Here is a 20,148-nt window from a genome sequence, read left to right on the forward strand (position 1 = left end):
CTATTCCTCCCGCGATGAGTGATCGTCATCTTTGCGGCGCTGTTTCTGTTGCCGCCCCAGTTCACGAACCGTCATCAGACTAACACCCGCGACCAACCCCACCACGCCGCCCAGCAATGCCGTGGCGGTGGTCGAAATTTCGCCGCCCTCCGGGTTATTAATCAGCGGTTTTTCAGCGCGCGGTGTCGGGTTCTCGACATTCGCCAATTGGGCAATACCTTTAGTAAACCCGATTCCCTCCTCATTACAGCCATAGCAAGGGTGCCCAATACCCACCGGCCAGATGCCACCGCCAACATCGCAGAATTCCAGTGTCGGGCAGTTGCCGTAGGTTTCCGGCCCTTTGCAACCCAGGTGATAAAGGCAAAAACCTTGACGATGCCCTTCGTCGCCAAATTGACGGGCAAAACGGCCAGCATCGAAGTGTGGGCGGCGCTCGCAGTTTTCATGGATTAAACGGCCATAAGCAAAAGTCGGGCGATTTTTGCTATCCAGCGCCGGTGGCCGCCCGAAGGTAATGATGTGGGCTACTGTCGCCAGGAAGTTATGCGGATTGGGCGGACAGCCGGGAATATTAATCACCGTTTTGCCCGGTAGCGCCGCTTGCAAACTCACCGCACCGGTCGGGTTGCCCCCCGTCGCGGGAACCCCCCCCCAAGCGGAGCAAGAACCAATGGCAATAATAGCCGCCGCATGTTCTGCGGCTTCGCGGATATGCTCGACAATAGGTTTGCCCGCCACCATGCAGTAAATTCCACCGTCTTTCAGTGGAATCGACCCATCCACCACCAGCACATATTTCCCTTTGTACTGTTCGATGGCCCGGTGTTTATTCTCCTCCGCTTGCTCACCAAATGCCGCAGAGAGCACTTCGTGATACTCCATTGAAATAACATTCAACAACAGGTTTTCAATGGTCGGGTGAGTGGAACGTAACAGTGATTCGGTGCAGCCAGTACATTCCTGAGCACCAATCCAGATAACTGGAGGGCGCTGGGGGGAACTGACCGTGTTGGCAATTTCAGCGGCAGCCTTGCTGCTGAGCCCCATGGTGGCCGCCAATGCGGCACAAAGCTTCATAAAATCACGACGGTTAACGCCATGCTGGGAAAGCATGTTTTTTTCCCCTGTCATTATTATTCTATTGTTTACATACCCGTGACGAATAACGGGCATACCCTTACAAATAATATGGCTTCTGTTAATAGTTTGTAACTTTAGAAATTTAATTAAGTTGATCTTTATCAATGGAATTTGATTGAATTAGCGTGTAGGAAATATCTGTGAACTAAAACCGTTTCAGCAAAATATTTTATTTGCCACGAAATAGAAAATCTGTCAGGAGGAAGTCTGGTGAATGTAGATGGAATTGAATATCATTAACTCAATAATGAAACCAATCTCAATAACTTTAATTAAATATTAGTTATTTTAGTTAGTTAACTAAAAATAAAAGTTTCACATCATATAAAAACGAAACAAAAAAAAAGCATAAATATAGATCATAAAGCACAATTAATAATGAATAATACTGCGACAAAAAACTTATCATTATTAAGTCGGATATCAATCAGATTTTTATCAATCTCATTAATTTTAAGGGTTTAAAGTTCTGTTTTTCCCCTCTAAATCGTCAAATCTTAATGTTACAAAATGGATCATCCCGGCGTGATGTTTAAAAAACAACCAATATGAATTAATTGCATCTTTTGTATATAAATCAAACTTTTGGTAAATAACTCGTGCTATGATTCATTTGCCGGTCAATATTCAACCGGTTATGCGGTGAACACCGCTGCAATTTCAAGTAGGAAGGGATAACCCAAACTCATTGGAGTTGCAGGTAGGCAGCAAACGAGCGAGTCCCGATGAGCTTACTCAAGTAAGTGATTCGGGTGAGTAAGCGCAGCGAACACCGCTGCAATTTCAAGTAGGAAGGGTCTATATGATAAAACCATTCATTGTTGTTGCTATCGCCGTCGCCACACTCAGTGGCTGCGCAAATAATAACACCCTTTCGGGCGATACTTTCAGCAGCGCTCAGGCTGGGCAGGCCCAAGCTGTCACTTACGGTACTCTGGTTTCTGTGCGCCCAGTCACTATTCAGGGCGGTGATGGGAATAATGTCGCCGGTGCCGTCGGCGGGGCTGTTGTCGGTGGTTTCCTCGGCAATACAATAGGCGGCGGAACAGGTCGGCGTCTCGGCACTGCCGCAGGTGCCGTTGCCGGTGGTGTTGTCGGCCAACAAGTGCAGAGCATGATGAACCGCAGTAGCGGAGTTGAATTGGAAGTTCGCCGTGATAACGGCACCACCTTCCTGGTTGTTCAGGCCCAAGGTGTGACTCAGTTCCAACCGGGGCAACGAGTCACCATTGCAACCCATGGTAATACTGTCACTATCACACCGCGCTAATTTTTGCCGCCCGAACGCCGTGTTTGGGGACAGCTCTTATTGATATTTAGCGCTGTAAACAAATTTGCATGCGACTTGCAGTAGCCGCGAAGAGGCCCGGCCCATGGAAGGGCCAAGTGGCAAATATAACCAACACACATAGTGTTTGTAGCATGACGGGTATAATGTAAAAAAGCACCGCCCAGCCCTAAAAGCTCGAGGGGAAGCTGGACGGTGAAAAAAGAACATAACTATCCGGCTTTCTTTGCTGCCGGCTTCACTACATTCTCTCCGTGGTTACCAAAAAATTGATATAAAGTATCTGAAGCCGTTTTGGTTAATACCATAATTTCAATACGGCGATTTCTAGCCGCAAGAGGTTCCGCCGGATCCAGTAGCATCTGATCCGCCATTGCATTAATTTGCAGTACTCGCCCCTCACTTAACCCACCTTTGACTAACGCTTTATGGGCCATCAATGCCCGCTCACCCGACAGATTCCAGTTGTTGTACATCACTTGATCACGATAGCGGGAAGCATCGGTATGGCCGGTAATAATGATTTTATTATCCATTTCATTAAATGCCGGGGCCAATTCAGCCAGTAAACGGCTGAAAAATGGGGTCAGCACTGCACTGCTGCGCTGGAACATATCGCGCTGTTTATCATCCTGAATCAAAATACGCAGCCCTTGTGGCACCACTTCCATTTGCAAGTTAGATTGCGCATCGTAGGCGGAGGTAATTTGCATAATGACGCGGGATAATTCTTCCATTTCTTGACGTGACTTATCCACCACATCTTCCAAAGACTGTTCTGGCTCCGGTACTTCGATTGCCAAATTGCTTTTGGTTTCTTTCGCTTGTTCCTTGCCATCAATGCTGTTAGAGAACTTGCCGCCACCACTTTTACTTTGCGAGGGAATTGAAATAAATGATTGCTGGGTAAAAATAGTTTGGCCGTGCAGCTGCGCGACGATTTCTTGTCGCTCCTCTTCTGGCACCACACCCACAATCAACTTTGTCGTCGTGACGAAAGGTGCCGAGCGAATTTCTGAGGTTTCCGCCCGCTTTACGTTAGATGCACTACCGGGCAAGCAGATGGCTATTGATGCCGACCTTAACGCCGGATTAATCAATCAGGAACAAGCCCGCCTACGCCGTAAAGAAGTTGCCAGCGAAGCCGACTTCTACGGGGCAATGGATGGCGCATCCAAGTTTGTTCGTGGTGATGCTATCGCCGGTATTATGATTCTGGTGATCAATGTGATCGGCGGCATTTGTATCGGCATTTTCAAATACGACCTCAGTGCCAGCCAGTCATTCCAGCAATATGTATTACTGACCATTGGTGATGGTTTAGTCGCACAAATTCCTTCACTGTTATTAGCCACTGCCGCAGCAATTATTGTCACTCGGGTAAGTGATGGCGGTGATATGACTGATGAAATTAAAGATCAGTTATTAGCAAAACCGACTATTTTATATGCTGCGGCATTTGTGATGTTTATTCTCGCCATTGTGCCGGGGATGCCCCATCTTGCCTTTCTCAGCTTCACCGGATTACTCCTGTTCGCCGCTTGGCAGCAAAGTAAAAAAATACAGCAAGCGAATATTGAACCCGATCTTACAACCCTCAACCAAGCAATTTCAGAAGATAACTCACTCAATATTAATTGGGATAATATACCCGTCGTAGAACCTATCGGCCTGAATCTTGGTTATAAATTGGTGACACTGGTTGACGAAGCGAAAGATCGGCCATTAATCCAGCGGCTGCGTGGTGTGCGCCAAATTATCTCGGAAACCTGCGGAATCATATTGCCCGAAGTTAAAGTGCGGGAGAATTTTCGTTTAAAGCCCTCTCAGTACACTATTAATGTTAATGGCGTCAAAGTCGCGGGCGGTGAAATTTATATTGATAAACTAATGGCAATTCCAACTACGGAACAATACGGGGAAGTCGATGGTGTTTTGTCGATAGATCCCACTTATGGCCTGGCGGTGGTGTGGATAGAGCCACAAAATAAGGCGAATGCCTTAAACTTTGGCTATCAAATCGTCGATTGTGCCAGTGTGGTAGCAACTCATGTCAATAAAGTGGCACGGGAACACCTGCCAGTGTTATTTAATTACGACGATATAACACAATTACACCAACGGCTGGAGTCATTGTCACCTCGACTAGCGGAAGATTTTGCTGCGGCATTTAATTTTAGTGAGTTATTAAAAGTCTATCGGCAATTATTAATCGAAAATGTCTCCCTTAAAGATATTGTGACCATCGCAACCACATTATTAGACAGTGCCAATGTGACGAAAGACTCACTTTTATTGACCTCCGATGTGCGGTACGCGTTGCGCACCGGGATCGTCAATAGCATCAATGGCGATGATAAAAACCTGTCGGTTTATACCATTAATAATGCATTGGAGAATATGTTGCTTGGCTCACTCAATCAGGCACAGCAAGCAGGAAAAATCGTCTTGGATAATTTCCCTGTCGACCCAAATATTCTGACCCAGCTACAACAGAATATGCCTATCATTAAAGAACAAATGAAAGCGGAGAATCACCAACCTATTTTATTGGTCACTCCGCAATTACGCCCCTTGATTGCACGCTATGCACGATTATTCTGCAATGGGCTTAACGTATTGTCTTATAACGAAATACCTGATGATATGTCATTGAACGTGATTGGGACGTTAGAATAAAAATATTGTTAATTATCATTATAAAAATGGCCAGGGTGTCGACACTCATTGCTCGACACCCTGGCCATTTTTTATATACTTAAAATTCCTGTCGCGAATCATAGGCCCTGACTCAATTAATTGAGTCGGAATAAGAGCACCCCGCCCACTCTTCGGCGACCTTCACCAGCAAGATATATCAGTTATCCATAAAGGTTTGTTGCCATTCGACAATAGTTTTAGGTCTTTTATCTTTGTCTTCAGGCACATTAGTAAAATAATGAACTCGCAGGCTTCCATTCTTGTCAGGTGCAATATATGCGGCCCACATCAAACCGCTACGATTATACATAATTATCGACGCTCGTTTATTTGCAGCCCCTCGCACCCACGTAGATAATACTTTTGCGCCTCGATTATCCCTGTCTTGGCTATAGATATAGACATTAGCTGAAGCAATAAATTGGGCATAATGTTCACCGACTAACTCACGGAAAATCTTATCATTCTCGGCATCAGTAAAAATACCAATGGAAAGTAAAGTCGATATTTCGCGTGGATCTTTTTCAGCTCGGACATATTGCCCATCAATAAAAACATCTTTGGGCATCGAGATGCGACACCCCCAACTGCCATTGCTGTGTACTTGAATAGAACCATCTTTTATTGGAATCAGTAACAGCCGACAATTTGCTGTATTTTCAATAAGATCAATCACAGCCAGCCCTTCAACTTTACGGGCCTCAGCTCTAAAGTTACCGGTATTTTCACCCGACCAGGCATGGCTATCAATACTAAATCCCCACTCCGTAACTCGAGTTACCTTGATAACACCACCCCGGTCATTACCTTTGGTGATATTCCACCATTGACCACGCCAGTCGAAATTTTCATCAATGTCTGACATAGAGGCAATGCCCCGAAAATAAGCACGCTGGATACAGTTATTACTGGTGCAACTGTTCAGAGATTTCTCCCATACTTGCCGCTGCTGATAAACTGTTTCAGTATCATATTTCACTAACATCGCTTGATAAATATCACTGAGTGTCTGATCAAGCCAATGAAGATCTTCATCACCGCAGACAGTGTATTCAACCGGTGTTGCTGCCCGCTGGCAGTTTATAGCGAAAGATGAAGATGAGATAATCATCAGCAAAAAAAAGAAAACACCGCGAAAAAAAACCATATTATTTAGCCTAATGAAAATATATTTTTATTATTAATGAGATAATTACGAATAGGGTTATTATATCGGCTTTATGGCTAAAAATCTGTATCTGACAATAAAAATCCACCAGATTATGCTAAGTATCCCGCACAACCCGATGGATTATCCATACTATTATTAATGGTAATTATTTCTATTATATAAAGTTAATATCTCTACAACTCATTATTCAGCCCTTTCAGGGGTAAATCACCAAGAATAAAATCATTAATGATGCTGTTGATATCCCTATCACTGCAAAAACCTAATGATTTAGCGTAGCGAGCGTCGAAATTTCCAGGCCAGGAATTGACAATTTTCTCAATGAGTGGGTCTTTCTGAATCCTAATTAGATTGGCCACTTCATTACCTGCAATGCGCCGTAATGTATCAATTATCTGTTGCACACGAACAGATAACCCAGGCAGATTAATCACTCGCCCAGACTTAAGCTGACTGGCATCCAGTTGATGACCATGAATCAGGTTATTAATTGCCATTTTCGGCGATAACAGCCACAAGGGTGTTTGTGGGCTAACAGGGCAAACTACTGCAATACCCTGTAATGGCTCACGAATAATGCCACTGGCAAAGCTAGAAGCGGCGCGATTAGGTTTGCCGGGGCGCACTACAATAGTCGGCATTCTTAAGCTACGACCATCCACGAATCCCCGACGGCTATAATCTGCCAGCAATAAATCATTCAATGCTTTTTGCGTCCCATAGGAACTTTGCGGCGCCCAAACCTGCTCATCGGGCACCACTGCCGGTAACTCTCCGCCAAATACAGCTACTGAACTGGTAATGATGATTTTAGGGCAATGCCCCAATTGACGCGCCCGCTCCAGCAGCCCACGGGTGGCATCAAAATTGATGCGCATACCCAGTTCAAATTCCTCTTCTGCTTGACTGGAGACAATTGCCGCCAGATGGAAAACGGTGCCAATCTGATGGTCAAAAACATTCGCCAGCCATGATGAATCGGCGATATCACCACAAGAGACCTGCACCCGCTCATTAGCTATCCCACGCAGCGGCACCACATCACAGGCAATGATTTTATTGATACTGTGCTGATGACCCTGGCTATCCTTCAGACTCTCCAGTGTCAGTAAATGCTCAATTAATCGACGCCCCAGAAAGCCCGCAGCACCCGTTACCATTATGTTCATTGTCATATCCTTTTTATCTGCGCGGTTAGCGGTTAACTGTTTTAGCTGGAACTAAAAAGACTAACCCTGCACCAATAAATAACATGGTAGAAATAATCAACATCCCGACGGTGGTACTTTGCGTCAGATCTTTCAGATACCCCATCATATAAGGTGCGACGAAGCCCCCCAGGTTGCCCCAGGAGTTAATCAGTGCGATACCTGCGGCAGCAGCGGTGCCACCAAGGAAGGCCGTTGGCAAGCTCCAAAACAGTGGCAAAGTGCTCAATGCCCCCATAGCTCCTATAGTTAACCCCACCATGGCGATGATGATGTTGTCACTGAAGCTGGCGGAGATGATCATCCCAATTCCACCCAATGTCGCAGTTAATGCCAAGTGCCAGCGCCGTTCCCGTAAGCGGTCGGCACTGCGTGATACCACGACCATGGTCACAGCCGCCGCCGCATAGGGGATGGCGCTCAATAAACCGATGTACAAGATATTGGTCACTCCGCTGTCTTTAATCAGCGTCGGCAACCAAAAACCAATGGTGTAAAAACCGGAAATCAGGCAGAAATAAATAAGGGTGAGTAACCAGACTCGGGGTTGCAGGAAAATCTCTTTCAGGCTGCTATGGACATGATGCTGTGTGTCATTATCGATATTGGTCTGTAGGATTTTTTTCTCTTCGACAGTCAGCCATTTGGCATGTGCGATCCTGTCCGTCAGTTTAAAAATCACCAAAATACCGATGAGTATCGAGGGGATACCTTCCAGAATAAACATCCATTGCCAGCCAGCAAAACCATGGAAACCATTAAAGGCATCCATTATCCAGCCAGATAGCGGTGCACCTATCACCCCGGATAATGGCACTGCGGTGGCGAATAAGGCATACATTCGGCCACGGCGGTTACTCGGGAACCAATAAGAAATATACAGGATTACCCCCGGATAGAAGCCGGCCTCAGCAATCCCCAACAAACAACGCATCACATAGAATGACATCGGCGTGGTGACGAAAGCCATCCCCGCCGAAATAATGCCCCAAGTTATCATGATGCGCGCAATCCACAGCCGCGCCCCAACACGATGCAACATCAGGTTGCTGGGAATTTCCAGGAAGAAGTAGGCAATAAAGAAGATACCGGCACCAAAACCATATACTGCATCGGAGAATTGTAAGTCATCAGCCATTTGCAACTTGGCGAAACCCACATTCACCCGATCAAGATAAGCCATGACATAGCACAGCATTAATAAAGGTAAAATATGCCATGCCGCTTTACGATAGGCATGATTCTCCTCCGGTAATACCTTTGGTATCACTAAAGGTTCGGTTGATGATTCAGACATAATAAAACCTCATATTATAGTTATTTGCAGGGAATAAAGGTCAGCCATAATCCTGTCAACCATAGCTGCTGGTGTTGCACATAAATGTTAATTTTAGTTATTTAATGTTTATTAAAGTTAAATTTAAGGGATAAATTGGGAAGTGAATGCGATTTAAATCACAACATTTAACAATAGATAATGGAGAAAGATACAATCAACTGATTTTAAAGGAGTTTGAATTTAATCTTATTCACGAAAAGTAACATTAACAGTGAAAATCGGCAGCAAGTGCCGTCATGAAGAGCAATACGAAAGGGTAAACAGCCAGATACGACTCACCCCACGCACAAGAAATTATCGCGGTGAGGTGTCACGAGGAAGCGCTTAGAAATGAAACATAACTGCTCAAGCAGACAGCACTGATCAAGCAGACAATGTCTATCAAGCAGACAATGTCGCGCCGCCGTCTACCACAATATCTTGCAGAGTAATATGGCTGGCTAAATCCGAGGCGAGAAACACCACGGTGTTGGCAATTTCCTGCGGGGTGGCGATTTTCCCCAGTGGGATACCCAATTTATATTGCTGTGGAAAACCGGCAATCGTCCGCTGCTGCGCATCTTCACTGTGCCACATGCCGCGCTGCATCGGGGTATCAGTAGAGCCGGGGGAGACCACATTGCACCGCACACCGTAAGCCGCTAACTCTAATCCAACACAATGACTCAAGCTGGTTAATGCTGCTTTAGAAGCACAATAAGCCGACATTTGGATGCGCGGCACATGCGCGGCATTGGAGCCAATAGTCACTACCGCGCCAAAACGCTGCCATTTGAACTGTGGGATTAACTGGCGCAAGAGATAAAACGCGCCGGAAACATTCACATTAAAGCACTGTTGCCAATCTTCGAGACTCAGCGCCTCAGTCTCTGCCATGCGGAGAATCCCGGCACCATTCACCAGAACATCAATACGCGGAACCTGGCTCAATAGATGCTGGCACACCAACGCGACTTGCTGCGGGTTGCTAATATCCAGCAACGCCGTGGTAAAAGGGAAGTTTTGTGTCGCCGAAAAGCTTTTATCCAACCCAACGACATCTGCACCCAGCGCGACAAACTGGCTGGCAATTTGATAGCCAATACCCTGCCCTGCCCCAGTGACCCACACCCGTTTATCAGTAAAATCCATCTGCGCCGCTTTGTTTATTGCGCAGGTACTTTTCGCGGGAGAAACCTGATTAGTCGCCATTATTCAACCCCGACCAATGACACATTTTTGTCTCGATCAATAAGTTGTGGCTCCAGCAGTTTCCACCAACCATTCAAGCTCGGGTTCTTGGCTAACGCGACAAAACTCAGTTCTATACCTTGCTGACGCCACTGTGTGGCTAGCGCCATGATATGCACCGAGTTCAGGCCATAATCGATCAGATTTTCGTCTTCATCGAAATCATCAGCATTTTCATCAATCAGAGCCAGCAATTGCTGTTTTAGCTTTTCTTTACTGAAAATAAGCGCATTTTCGTTCACGTTAGCGACAATTTCACTGGTAAATATCACCCGCCCGCTGCGCGTTGCCACATACTTAAGTGCCATCAAATGATCTTCCAGAGAGAAATCAGCGATAGCATCGGCGACCATAAATGGCTGAATATCTTGCATAAAAGCATCTGTGGCGGTCGTCAGGCAGCCGATATGGCCATAAATGCCACAAATAACCAACTGATCACGGCCCTTATCCGCCATGATTTGGCGTAATGGTGAGCGGTAAAACGCGCTGTATCGCCATTTAACAAGCACTTCATCATCCGTATCCGGTGTCAGCTCTGAAACGACTCGCTGTTTAGCCGGATGATTATTCAAACCTGCGCCCCACATATCATTAAGCAGCGCGCGATCCTCAGCACTTTGATGATTAGGCTGAGCAGTATAAATAACGGGTATTCCCTGCTGTTTACAGTAATTTCTCAACGCAGCAATATTGTCGATAACTTGCTGTATCAAATGGTTATTTTCACCATAAAAGCTCACAAAATAGTCCTGCATATCATGGATAAGTAACACGGCACGGGCGGGGTTAAACTGCCAATTCACTTTATTCGCCGGAAATTGCCCCACTTTAGGGAGGTCATAAGCAGAAAGAACCGGAATAGCCATCATAAAATCCTTATTTGCTAAGTGTACTAAGGCGGTCTTGAATATCCTGACGCAACCGCTTTTTATCTATCTTGCCAACGGGAGTAACAGGTAGGCCGGCGACGATTTCAAAACGATCGGGTAATTTGAAATCAGCCACCCCCATCTCACGCAGATATTTACGCAAAGTTACTGGCCGCAGATCGGTATTCGTGACGACAATAAATGCGCAGCTTTTCTCACCCATTATTTCGTCCGGCATAGAAACCAATGCCGCGTGAAGAATATCGTTATGGGCCACCAGCAGGTTTTCAATCTCTTCTGCGGCAATCTTTTCACCACCACGGTTAATCTGATCTTTTTCCCGCCCGACTACCCGCAAATAGCCCTCTTCAGTCATCTGTACCAGATCACCGGAATGGTAAAATCCTTCTTTATCAAAGGCATTGGCATTATGGGTTGGACTGCGGTAATAACCACGGAAGGTATAAGGGCCGCGCGTCACCAGTGCACCAACCTCTCCGATAGCCACGGGCATCCCATCACTATCCACCACTTTAATTTCGTCATCCTCGCTGATAGGCCGCCCTTGAGTGGTAAACACCAAGTGGTCGCTGTCACCAAAGCGAGTGTAATTCACTAATCCTTCCGCCATCCCCAACACCTGCTGCAACTGGCAGCCCAGTCTCTGTGGAATACGGCGAGCCAGAGACTCACTGAGTTTCGCCCCTCCAACCTGTAACACCTGCAAGCTGGCCAGGTCAGCGGAAAAATGCTCTGCGGCTTGTAGCCACAGGGCCACGGCGGGAGGAACCAAAGAGGTGAATGTAATTTGGTGGCGTTTAATCAGCGGGAAGCAACTCATCGCGCTGGGATCTGGAGCCAACACTACACAGCCGCCGACATAAAACACCCCTAATGCCCCCGGAGAACTGAGCGGGTAATTATGGGCGGCCGGTAAGGCGCAGAGATAGCGGGTGTGCTCGTCGAGCTGACAAATTTCTGCACTGGCCCGCACACTGTAGTAATAGTCATTGTGGGTGCGGGGGATCAGTTTTGGCGTCCCCGTGCTGCCCCCGGAAAGTTGGAAAAAAGCCACTTCGTCAGCCGCAGAGGGATAAAGTTCGGCAGTTTCATTATCCCGATCATTAAATCCCCCCTCGCTATACAACAAGGCCTCCAGCGACTGAGCGTAATCGGTATTTCCCGCCACAATGAGGAATTCCAGCATTGGCGTTTTTTTCTGTAATTCGGCGCAATAATCCCCTGTGGCAAACAGGTTATGGCTGGCATCAGCAATCAGTAAGCGCGGTTGGATTTGTTCAATATAAGCATTTAATTCCAATCGGTTATGACTGAATAATGCATTGACGGGCGCAACACCGATTTTTAATAGTGCAAAGTAAACCAGATAAAATTCAGCACAATTGGGGAGTTGAACCAAGGCGGTATCGCCACGGCGCATGCCCTGATGGGTTAAGCGCACAGCCAACTGCTGCGCTGCCTGCTCGAACTGCGCATAACTGATATGGCGCTCACCACAAATGATGGCCGTCGCCTCTGGCCGCTGCTGGCACTGGCGAGACAACATCTCCGTCATCGGCTGGTCTGTCCAATAGCCTTTCTCGCGATAGCGACGAGCAAACTCTTGCGGCCAACGGGTAAATTCAATACTCATAGCGGCACTCCTGATCGGGTGATGGCGATCGCATTGAGCATGGTGCCCAATTTGGCTTCAGTTTCTGCCCATTCCAGCGCGGGTTGTGAGGCAGCGACAATGCCCGCCCCGGCAAATAGCCGCACTTGTGTTGGATGTACCGTGGCGCACCGGATAATCACCGCCCATTCACCATTGCCCTGTTCATCACACCAACCCACAATTCCGCTGAATAACCCCCGCTCAAAAGGCTCTAATTGTTGAATTAACTGGCGGGCTTTTTGCGTCGGTAATCCACACAATGCGGGGGTTGGGTGTAACAGATTCGCCAGCTCTAACACCCGCATCTGTGGGTTTTCCAACTCACCGCTGATGGCGGAAGATAAGTGCCACAGCGCGGCGGTGCTAATCAATGAAGGTTGTGAAGGGATATGCAGACTTGAGCAATGTGGCGTCAATAAGCGGCGAATTTCGTCGATAACCAGCCGATGCTCATATTGGTCTTTCTCTGAATCCAGTAATGCCTGGCTAATATCCCAATCATGTTGTGGGTCGTCTTGCCGTTTCGCCGAACCAGCCAACGGATTGGTATAAACCCCAGCCAGATGTTTACGCACCAATAATTCAGGGCTGGCACCGAGTAATACGCCACCATCAGCAAGCGGCACGCGAAAATGATGCGCCGTGCTGTTTTGGATCAGTAAATGATTCATAACCTGATCGCTATCAACCGGGATGTCTGTATCAATTTCCAGAATACGGGACAGCACAACTTTATGGATTGCACCGCACTGACAAGCAGCAACAGCCTCCCCCACAATATGTTTGAACTCATTTTCATCCGGCAAACTGCGGCTGGCGAGGGCAGTAACCGCTCTGCGGCTATTAACACACGCAGCATCTACCAAAGCTTGGCGGTCACAAACCTGATAATGTTCCGGAATAAATAAGCACGATGCCTGACGGGCATCAAAAGGTATGGCCCCGACGATGATAGGCTGTTGTTGTCCAGCATCACGTGCACGTTGGAACGCCGATTGTAGAGCTGATTGCAGTGAATTTTCATGGTCAGCACGGCCTTGTGCCGCTTGATTAATTCGTTCGAAAATACCCTGGGTTTTGATACTCTGATGTTTTGAAGTAAATAGAAATGTTGAGGATACAGCTGAAAACGGCGAATTAACGGGCATGTCTGCAGAGCTGCCGTGTTCTTCAGAGCTGCCATGTTCTTCAGAGTTGAAGTACCGCACAAAGACCTCCATCACAATGCAAATAGTAATGGTAATAATAATTACTATCATTCCCTTTCGTGCGTGGTAAATTACGACTAAGAATTCATATTGTCAATCAATGTAAATATGTTATTGATGAATCTTATTTATATATCCCCCCAGAACTGGGGCTTAAAATAGAAAGAGAAAATGCCGTTATGTCCTTTTATATCAATTACATTCAGTATAAAAAATGGCGGTCAATATTGACTAAACTGGGTCTTTTGGGCCTTATTTTCTGCTTGTCTGCCTGTAAACCGGCGGAAGAAACTGCGGATCAGCAAGCACCATCATCAGGCAATGAGGGTACAGCTACGTGGACCCGCACAGTAGAAACGGCCAAAGGCCCGGTGGTACTAACACATCCCCCCAAACGGATTGTGTCCACCAGTATCACCATTACCGGGACTTTGCTGGCTATCAATGCCCCTGTGATTGCCAGTGGGGCGACCGTGCCTGACACCACAGTGGCTGACCATCAAGGTTTCTTTACACAATGGTCAGATGTTGCACAGGCCAAAAAACTGGTGCCAATGTACCAGACGGAACCCAATGCCGAAGCTGTCGCGGGAATGAATCCGGACTTAATTATTATTTCTGCCACTGGCGGGGATTCGGCCTTGAAGCTCTATGAGCAGCTGTCAGTTATCGCCCCCACATTAGTCATTAATTATGATGACAAAAGTTGGCAAGAGTTAGCCGTCGTGCTGGGCCAGGCAACAGGGCATGAAGCTGACGCACAGCAAGTTATTGAGAAATTCGCTAATCGACTCAATGAGGTAAAGCAGAATATTACGCTGCCACCACAACCGATTTCAGCGTTTGTCTATCAAGCGGCGGGCAGCACTGCCAATTTATGGACCGAGCATTCAGCACAGGGAAAACTACTACAGGAATTGGGCTTCACACTGGCAGAAGTCCCTGATGCGGTGAAAGGCAACACCAGCATGGGGCACCGCAAAGATATCATCCAACTGGGTGGCGAGAAATTGGCCGAGGGCCTTAACGGTGAAACTATTTTGCTATTCTCCGGCGACCAACCGGCGATTGACGCACTGAAAAATAATAAGTTTTTAGCTCATATCCCAGCAATTGAACATGATCGAGTTTATGCCGCGGGCTATGATACGTTCCGGTTAGATTATTACAGTGCGAGTCATTTATTGGCACGGATTGAGGGGATGTTTAAGGCTAAACCTTAATTATTTGATGTTTTATCAGACCGGTTAGTTTTTGGAGGATGATCTGGGGGCGTTCACAACTGAACCAGATCACCATCAACAAACCCCATCTATATCTTAAAAATTAAAACTAAAATCGCCCCTTCGGTATCACCAACGGCGTATGCGAAACCGGATCATCAATAATTAAACAGGGCATACCAAAAACCTGCTCGACTAAATCGGCAGTGATCACGTCGCGCGGTTTACCTTGCGTCACTATCTGCCCATCGCGCATGGCGATAATATGGGTGGCATAGCGGCAAGCATGATTAAGATCATGCAGGACGGCCACTAACGTATGGTTATGTTCCTGATTAAGATTGCTAAATAACTCAAGCAAATCAATTTGATGGGCAATATCTAAATAGGTGGTTGGCTCATCTAACAGTAACAATGGCGTTTGTTGCGCCAGCACCATGGCTATCCATACCCGTTGGCGTTGCCCGCCGGATAAAGCATCCACTGACCGGTCTGCCAGTTCACTGACCCCCGTGGCTTCCATGGCATGGCTGACCGCCAACCGGTCGGTTTGTGTCCATTGCTGCAACAATTTCTGATGGGGATAGCGGCCTCGCGCCACTAAATCCAGCACACTGATACCATCCGGAGCTTGCGAGCTTTGCGGTAATAAGCCCAAATGGCGCGCAACATGCCGGGTATCAAGGCTGGCAATATTCTTACCGTCTAAAATCACCTGGCCCGCCTGCGGTTTCAGCAAACGGCTCAAAGCACGTAACAGTGTCGATTTGCCACAGGCATTGGGGCCGACAATCACGGTAAACTCACCATCAGGAATGGCGACACTCAGGTTCTTGCTGATAATCTTGCCGTCATAACCCAAGGTCAGAGCATCGGCCTGCAAGCGCGACAGAGGTAAGGTGGCAGAGCTAGCATTACTCATGATCGTCCGGACTCTCGGATTAAAAGCCAAATAAGGTATAAGCCGCCGATGCTGATGGTGACCACACCGACTGGCAATTGATTAGGTGAAAATAGGTGCTGAGCGCACAAATCCGCGGCTATCAATAACAACGCCCCCATCAGCGCAGACGCGGTCAACGTCACTGAAGATGTGCCCAACAAACGTTTTGCAATCTGTGGCGCGGCTAATGCAATAAAGGAAATCGGCCCCGCCGCCGCAGTGACCGCGGCCATCAAAATCACGCCAATCGCCATCAAGCCCAAACGGGTTCTTTCGACCGGAACGCCCAAAGCTCCCGCCGCATCATCGCCCATTTCCAACAGCGGCATACGGCGGCTCAGTAACATAGCCACCAGGGTAGCGATAATGATAAATATCACCGACGGCAAGCCCTTGGCCCACGTCAGGCCATTAAGCGAACCGGCCCCCCACGCCGCGGCGGTCATAGCGGCTTCTAATGACGCCGTGATAGTCAGCCAGGTATTGAATGCCGTTAACATTGCGCCAATGGCGATGCCGACAATAATCAGCCGAAAACCCTGAATCCCCTGCCGATAAGCCAACAAATACACCGCGAGGGCAGACAGCAACCCGCCCCCCAGCGCGCTACTGGCAACCTCAAAATAGTTGCCGTTGAACAGGGTAATCGCCACCAGTGCACCGGTATAAGCCCCCGCATTAAAGCCGATGATATCTGGGCTACCTAATGGATTGCGCACCAATGACTGAAATATAGCGCCACTGATCCCTAGCGCAGCACCGAAAATCAACGCCATCATGGCGCGGGGCAGCCGCCATTGGTTGACGATAATATCCGCCGCACCGCTGGCTTGGCCGAATAGGGCTGAAAATACTTGCCCGGAAGAGAGCGGTAAAGTCCCGACCCTTAATGCCAGCAGCCCCGTCAATAAACAGGCCAATAGCAGTAAACTGCCGACAATCAGGCTACGGGGTTGGATCCGCAGATTGATTGGGCCATCAGGGCGGCCCAATAGCCATGGCGGAGTAGCGGGTTTCATAACGCGGTCATCCTTTTATTACGGCGTACCAGCCAGATCAATAAGGGCGCGCCAATAAATGCCGTTACGATGGAAACCCGCAATTCACCCGGTACCAGAAAGCGGCCGACGATATCAGAAACCAGTAACAAAATTGGAGTCATCACCAAGGTGAATGGGAGAATCCAACATTGATTCGGCCCGACAATCCAGCGAGCAATATGCGGCACCATCAGGCCGACAAAGGCGATCGGGCCAACTGCCGCAGTAGCAGCACCGCAGAGTAAAGTCACAGTGACCACAGCCCAAAATTGGGTTTGACCAATGCGCGCGCCAATTGCGGCGGCTAAATCTTCTCCCATATGCATGGCATTGAGGGGGCGTGCCAGCAGCAAGGCAATCACACAGCCGAGAAGAATGGCGGGCGCGACCGCCATCACCACCGACATATCGCGGATGTCCAGCGAGCCGGCTTGCCAGAAGCGAACGCGGTCGTAGACCTGCGGGTGTGTCAGTGATATGCCGGTAGAAATCCCCATGAGTACCGCCCCGATGGCCACGCCGGAGAGGGTCAGCCGCAAAGGATTAACCCGCCCACTGCCCTGTGTTCCCACCCAATACACCACCAGCGTCGTGAGCATCGCGCCAATAAATGCAGCAATCATATAGCCATGAATGGCATGTACGCCGAAAACAGTGATACCAAGTACCACCGCAAAACTGGCCCCCGCATTGACGCCCAAAATCCCTGGGTCCGCCAAAGGATTGCGGGTCAATGCTTGAATCACTGCGCCGGATAACCCGAGTGCAGCACCGGCTAGCACACCAATCAAGGTGCGGGGTAGGCGAGATTCCAGTATTAAAACGCTGTCGGCGTTGTTGTGTTCGCCCAGCAAACTTTGCCAGACAACAGAGAAAGGAATGGCTTTAGCACCGAGCATCAGGCTGGCAACCATCACGAGCATCAATATAACTATGCTGAGTAAAAGCAAAAGTCCCCGGCGGGATTGTGCGTTTTCAGCAACAACGGGGCTTGGTTTTAGCCGTTTTGGTAAAGATTGGTTTGGGGAATCAGTCGCTGACATTGTGACTCTTTTTTAACAAACGCCGATTGTTTATAAATGATTATTTACAAATGATTGTTATTATCGTTTTGATTATCATTAGTATTAATTTCATGTATTTTAACACGACTTACAATGGGAATGCATTGGCTAAAACCGCTTCCCGGCAAGATTAATGTCCGTTTGTCACCATGGCAGGTCATTGTTACCTACATTAAAGGATTAAATCATCATGGCAAAATCACCGATTCTTTTAGATTTCAGCCTGTTAAGAGAAAATGCTAATTTTCGAGCGGTGTTTTTTGCCCGTTTTATTTCCATTTTAGGGCTGGGGATGCTCACGGTTGCGGTGCCGGTGCAGATACAAATGATGACCGGATCCACCTTGCAAGTGGGGCTGGCCGTCACCTTGGATGGGCTGGGGATGTTTATTGGCTTATTGCTGGGGGGCGTATTAGCGGACAGACTTGATCGACGTAAACTGATTTTATTCGCCCGCTTTACCTGTGGTTTAGGTTTTATTGGCTTAAGTATCAATGCGTTCTCTGTGACACCCTCATTGTGGGTTTTGTATGTTTTAGCGGCCTGGGATGGGTTCTTTGGTGCTCTCGGTATGACCGCATTGATGGCGGCAACGCCCTCACTGGTCGGGCGAGAAAATCTGGCCGCAGCGGGCGGGTTAAGCATGCTGACTGTGCGTTTTGGCTCGGTGATTTCCCCGGCCATTGGTGGCCTGGTGATTGTTTATGGCGGAGTGGGTTGGAACTACGGGATTGCTGCGGTGGGGACGATGTTAACTCTGTTGCCGCTGTTGAGTCTGCCCTCAATGAAACCGACAACCAGCCAGCATGAACACCCATTACGGGCATTGGCGACAGGGATTTCGTTTGTATTGCGGCATAAAGTTGTTGGCTCCGTGGTGTTGCTGGGGACATTGGTCAGCATGATTGGGGCTATCCGTATTTTGTTCCCCGCGCTGGCGGAGAATACCTATCATGTCGGGGCTTCACAGATTGGTTTAATGTACTCAGTGGTGCCACTGGGGGCGACAATCGGGGCCTTTACCAGTGGCTGGGTCAATCAAGTTCGCCGCCCAGGAATGGTGCTGATGTACAGTTCTATTGCCGCTTTTTTAGCCATCGGGACATTAGGGCTGACCAATAATTTCTATCTGGCTCTGCCCGGTTTGTTGTTATATGGCTATCTGGGGTCTATCAGTGGATTGCTGCAATATACCTTAGTGCAAACTCATACACCGGATGCCTTATTAGGGCGGGTGAACAGCCTATGGAATGTGCAGTTTGTCGCGGGTGAATCATTCGGCGCATTGGGGTTAGGTGTGTTAGCGAGAGTCATGGCCCCGGCGCTCAGCGCCTTGACCTTTGGTATGATCGCCGCAACGGCGGGGGGGGTTATTGCCGTCTGTGGCGGGACATTACGCCGCGCGACCATGGGGGACGAGGTTTCCAATGAGGGGGAGAAGATTGATGAAGTTGGCGGGTGATAGATCACCGGATCATTGTTTTGGTTGATAGTCGATTTGGTACTCAGGTTCGGTTGTTAAAATTTCACTGTTCACTTAACCTCCGACTCATAAATACAGATCGAATCATTGTTTCGGTTGATATTCGTTTAGTTATCACTTAATCCCAGTCGCCTCAACCGAGCAGGAGGGCTAGCCGGCCCTCCTGCACCTGCGGCTTGCGCGAAATATTGCCCTGCGGGTAAACCCTCCTGCGTCTTTCGGGCTGACGAGCCAGCGCGATTCGCATCCATGCTCAAGCGCACTTTTCGCCGCCATCCCTGGCGGCTCACTCTACCCTCCATCCTTGTCGGCAATATTCCTGATTGCGCTCAACATCAAAACCACGGTTTTGACCTTGATGTTAAAAGCACATTTGAGCCGCCGAGTGAAGAATGGAGCAAGGGAAATCCGCCATGGACGTCGGATTTAGGCGTCATGAGCAGGGACGCGACAACACTGCGAAGCAGTTTTGAACAACGCTTGCGTTGGCCCGAAGGGTAGCCTCGAAGAGGCTATAATAAAGCCGTCCCGCCAGTGAAATGATGAGTGAGGGAACCCACG

At 48.2% G+C, this 20,148-nt stretch carries 15 protein-coding genes and 1 pseudogene; 4 read left to right on the forward strand and 12 right to left on the reverse strand.

Annotated elements, in window-relative coordinates:
- Nucleotides 1-1,134: a hydrogenase 2 small subunit gene (gene hybO, locus OP863_RS16795; RefSeq protein WP_145589693.1), complete on the reverse strand. Its 1,134-nt coding sequence runs from the start codon at nucleotides 1,132-1,134 to the stop codon at nucleotides 1-3.
- Between the two features lie 811 nt (nucleotides 1,135-1,945).
- Here hybO and OP863_RS16800 point away from each other — a divergent pair.
- Nucleotides 1,946-2,413 carry a glycine zipper 2TM domain-containing protein gene (locus OP863_RS16800; RefSeq protein ID WP_145589875.1) on the forward strand — a complete coding sequence of 156 codons (468 nt, stop codon included), beginning with the start codon at nucleotides 1,946-1,948 and terminating at the stop codon, nucleotides 2,411-2,413.
- 230 nt (nucleotides 2,414-2,643) lie between these two features.
- Here the strand turns inward: OP863_RS16800 and lafU are convergent, their stop codons facing one another.
- A complete protein-coding gene (gene lafU, locus OP863_RS16805) occupies nucleotides 2,644-3,444 on the reverse strand; it encodes a putative lateral flagellar export/assembly protein LafU (protein ID WP_222423008.1) in 801 nt (266 codons plus the stop codon).
- Between lafU and OP863_RS16810 the strand changes: the two are divergent.
- Nucleotides 3,407-5,110 (forward strand): annotated as a pseudogene (locus tag OP863_RS16810) (flagellar biosynthesis protein FlhA); the annotation flags it as partial. The gene lafU and the pseudogene OP863_RS16810 overlap by 38 nt on opposite strands.
- 178 nt (nucleotides 5,111-5,288) lie before the next feature.
- Here the strand turns inward: OP863_RS16810 and OP863_RS16815 are convergent.
- The 7 genes from OP863_RS16815 to OP863_RS16845 all read right to left on the reverse strand — a co-directional run bounded on the left by OP863_RS16815 (nucleotide 5,289) and on the right by OP863_RS16845 (nucleotide 13,774).
- A complete protein-coding gene (locus OP863_RS16815; protein WP_265525630.1) occupies nucleotides 5,289-6,278 on the reverse strand; it encodes a lysozyme inhibitor LprI family protein in 990 nt (329 codons plus the stop codon).
- A gap of 197 nt (nucleotides 6,279-6,475) precedes the next feature.
- Nucleotides 6,476-7,471, reverse strand: a complete 996-nt coding sequence (gene denD / locus OP863_RS16820) for a D-erythronate dehydrogenase (RefSeq protein ID WP_265525631.1) — start codon at nucleotides 7,469-7,471, stop codon at nucleotides 6,476-6,478.
- Nucleotides 7,472-7,496: 25 nt separating this feature from the next.
- On the reverse strand, nucleotides 7,497-8,807 hold the full coding sequence (locus OP863_RS16825; protein ID WP_038639086.1) for an MFS transporter: 1,311 nt from the start codon (nucleotides 8,805-8,807) through the stop codon (nucleotides 7,497-7,499).
- 423 nt (nucleotides 8,808-9,230) lie between these two features.
- A complete protein-coding gene (gene dhbA / locus OP863_RS16830) occupies nucleotides 9,231-10,040 on the reverse strand; it encodes a 2,3-dihydro-2,3-dihydroxybenzoate dehydrogenase (protein ID WP_271301890.1) in 810 nt (269 codons plus the stop codon).
- Nucleotides 10,040-10,948 carry an isochorismatase gene (locus tag OP863_RS16835; RefSeq protein ID WP_265526287.1) on the reverse strand — a complete coding sequence of 303 codons (909 nt, stop codon included), beginning with the start codon at nucleotides 10,946-10,948 and terminating at the stop codon, nucleotides 10,040-10,042. The genes dhbA and OP863_RS16835 overlap by 1 nt, the downstream gene beginning before the upstream one ends.
- A gap of 10 nt (nucleotides 10,949-10,958) precedes the next feature.
- Entirely contained in the window at nucleotides 10,959-12,605 is a 1,647-nt protein-coding gene (locus tag OP863_RS16840; protein ID WP_265525632.1) for a (2,3-dihydroxybenzoyl)adenylate synthase, read from the reverse strand.
- Nucleotides 12,602-13,774 (reverse strand): isochorismate synthase, encoded by a 1,173-nt coding sequence (locus OP863_RS16845; RefSeq protein ID WP_145586734.1) that lies wholly within the window; start codon nucleotides 13,772-13,774, stop codon nucleotides 12,602-12,604. The genes OP863_RS16840 and OP863_RS16845 overlap by 4 nt, the downstream gene beginning before the upstream one ends.
- 239 nt (nucleotides 13,775-14,013) lie before the next feature.
- On the opposite strand from OP863_RS16845, the gene fepB reads away from it, so the two are divergent.
- Complete coding sequence (gene fepB / locus OP863_RS16850; protein WP_038639078.1) at nucleotides 14,014-15,057, forward strand: Fe2+-enterobactin ABC transporter substrate-binding protein; 1,044 nt, start codon at nucleotides 14,014-14,016, stop codon at nucleotides 15,055-15,057.
- Between the two features lie 109 nt (nucleotides 15,058-15,166).
- Here the strand turns inward: fepB and OP863_RS16855 are convergent, their stop codons facing one another.
- The 3 genes from OP863_RS16855 to fepD are packed head-to-tail and all read right to left on the reverse strand — an operon-like array spanning nucleotide 15,167 to nucleotide 18,083.
- Complete coding sequence (locus OP863_RS16855) at nucleotides 15,167-15,979, reverse strand: ABC transporter ATP-binding protein (protein ID WP_042562479.1); 813 nt, start codon at nucleotides 15,977-15,979, stop codon at nucleotides 15,167-15,169.
- A complete protein-coding gene (fepG, locus tag OP863_RS16860; RefSeq protein ID WP_038639073.1) occupies nucleotides 15,976-17,019 on the reverse strand; it encodes an iron-enterobactin ABC transporter permease in 1,044 nt (347 codons plus the stop codon). The genes OP863_RS16855 and fepG overlap by 4 nt, the downstream gene beginning before the upstream one ends.
- Nucleotides 17,016-18,083, reverse strand: coding sequence for a Fe(3+)-siderophore ABC transporter permease (gene fepD / locus OP863_RS16865; protein ID WP_265525633.1), 1,068 nt, complete (start codon nucleotides 18,081-18,083; stop codon nucleotides 17,016-17,018). Before fepD ends, fepG begins: the two co-directional genes overlap by 4 nt.
- Before the next feature lie 211 nt (nucleotides 18,084-18,294).
- Here fepD and entS point away from each other — a divergent pair, with 211 nt between their 5' ends.
- Nucleotides 18,295-19,566 (forward strand): enterobactin transporter EntS, encoded by a 1,272-nt coding sequence (gene entS, locus OP863_RS16870; protein WP_038639066.1) that lies wholly within the window; start codon nucleotides 18,295-18,297, stop codon nucleotides 19,564-19,566.
- Nucleotides 19,567-20,148: the final 582 nt, after the last annotated feature.

The sequence above is a fragment of the Yersinia sp. SCPM-O-B-9106 (C-191) genome (genome assembly GCF_026183365.1).
Taxonomy (GTDB): Bacteria; Pseudomonadota; Gammaproteobacteria; order Enterobacterales; family Enterobacteriaceae; genus Yersinia; species Yersinia rochesterensis.

Coding starts and splice junctions, on each gene's coding strand:
- hybO (WP_145589693.1), bottom strand. CDS start 1,134: ATGACAGGGGAAAAAAACATGCTTTCCCAGCATGGCGTTAACCGTCGT.
- OP863_RS16800 (WP_145589875.1), top strand. CDS start 1,946: ATGATAAAACCATTCATTGTTGTTGCTATCGCCGTCGCCACACTCAGT.
- OP863_RS16815 (WP_265525630.1), bottom strand. CDS start 6,278: ATGGTTTTTTTTCGCGGTGTTTTCTTTTTTTTGCTGATGATTATCTCA.
- denD (WP_265525631.1), bottom strand. CDS start 7,471: ATGAACATAATGGTAACGGGTGCTGCGGGCTTTCTGGGGCGTCGATTA.
- OP863_RS16825 (WP_038639086.1), bottom strand. CDS start 8,807: ATGTCTGAATCATCAACCGAACCTTTAGTGATACCAAAGGTATTACCG.
- dhbA (WP_271301890.1), bottom strand. CDS start 10,040: ATGGCGACTAATCAGGTTTCTCCCGCGAAAAGTACCTGCGCAATAAAC.
- OP863_RS16835 (WP_265526287.1), bottom strand. CDS start 10,948: ATGGCTATTCCGGTTCTTTCTGCTTATGACCTCCCTAAAGTGGGGCAA.
- OP863_RS16840 (WP_265525632.1), bottom strand. CDS start 12,605: ATGAGTATTGAATTTACCCGTTGGCCGCAAGAGTTTGCTCGTCGCTAT.
- OP863_RS16845 (WP_145586734.1), bottom strand. CDS start 13,774: ATGCCCGTTAATTCGCCGTTTTCAGCTGTATCCTCAACATTTCTATTT.
- fepB (WP_038639078.1), top strand. CDS start 14,014: ATGTCCTTTTATATCAATTACATTCAGTATAAAAAATGGCGGTCAATA.
- OP863_RS16855 (WP_042562479.1), bottom strand. CDS start 15,979: ATGAGTAATGCTAGCTCTGCCACCTTACCTCTGTCGCGCTTGCAGGCC.
- fepG (WP_038639073.1), bottom strand. CDS start 17,019: ATGAAACCCGCTACTCCGCCATGGCTATTGGGCCGCCCTGATGGCCCA.
- fepD (WP_265525633.1), bottom strand. CDS start 18,083: ATGTCAGCGACTGATTCCCCAAACCAATCTTTACCAAAACGGCTAAAA.
- entS (WP_038639066.1), top strand. CDS start 18,295: ATGGCAAAATCACCGATTCTTTTAGATTTCAGCCTGTTAAGAGAAAAT.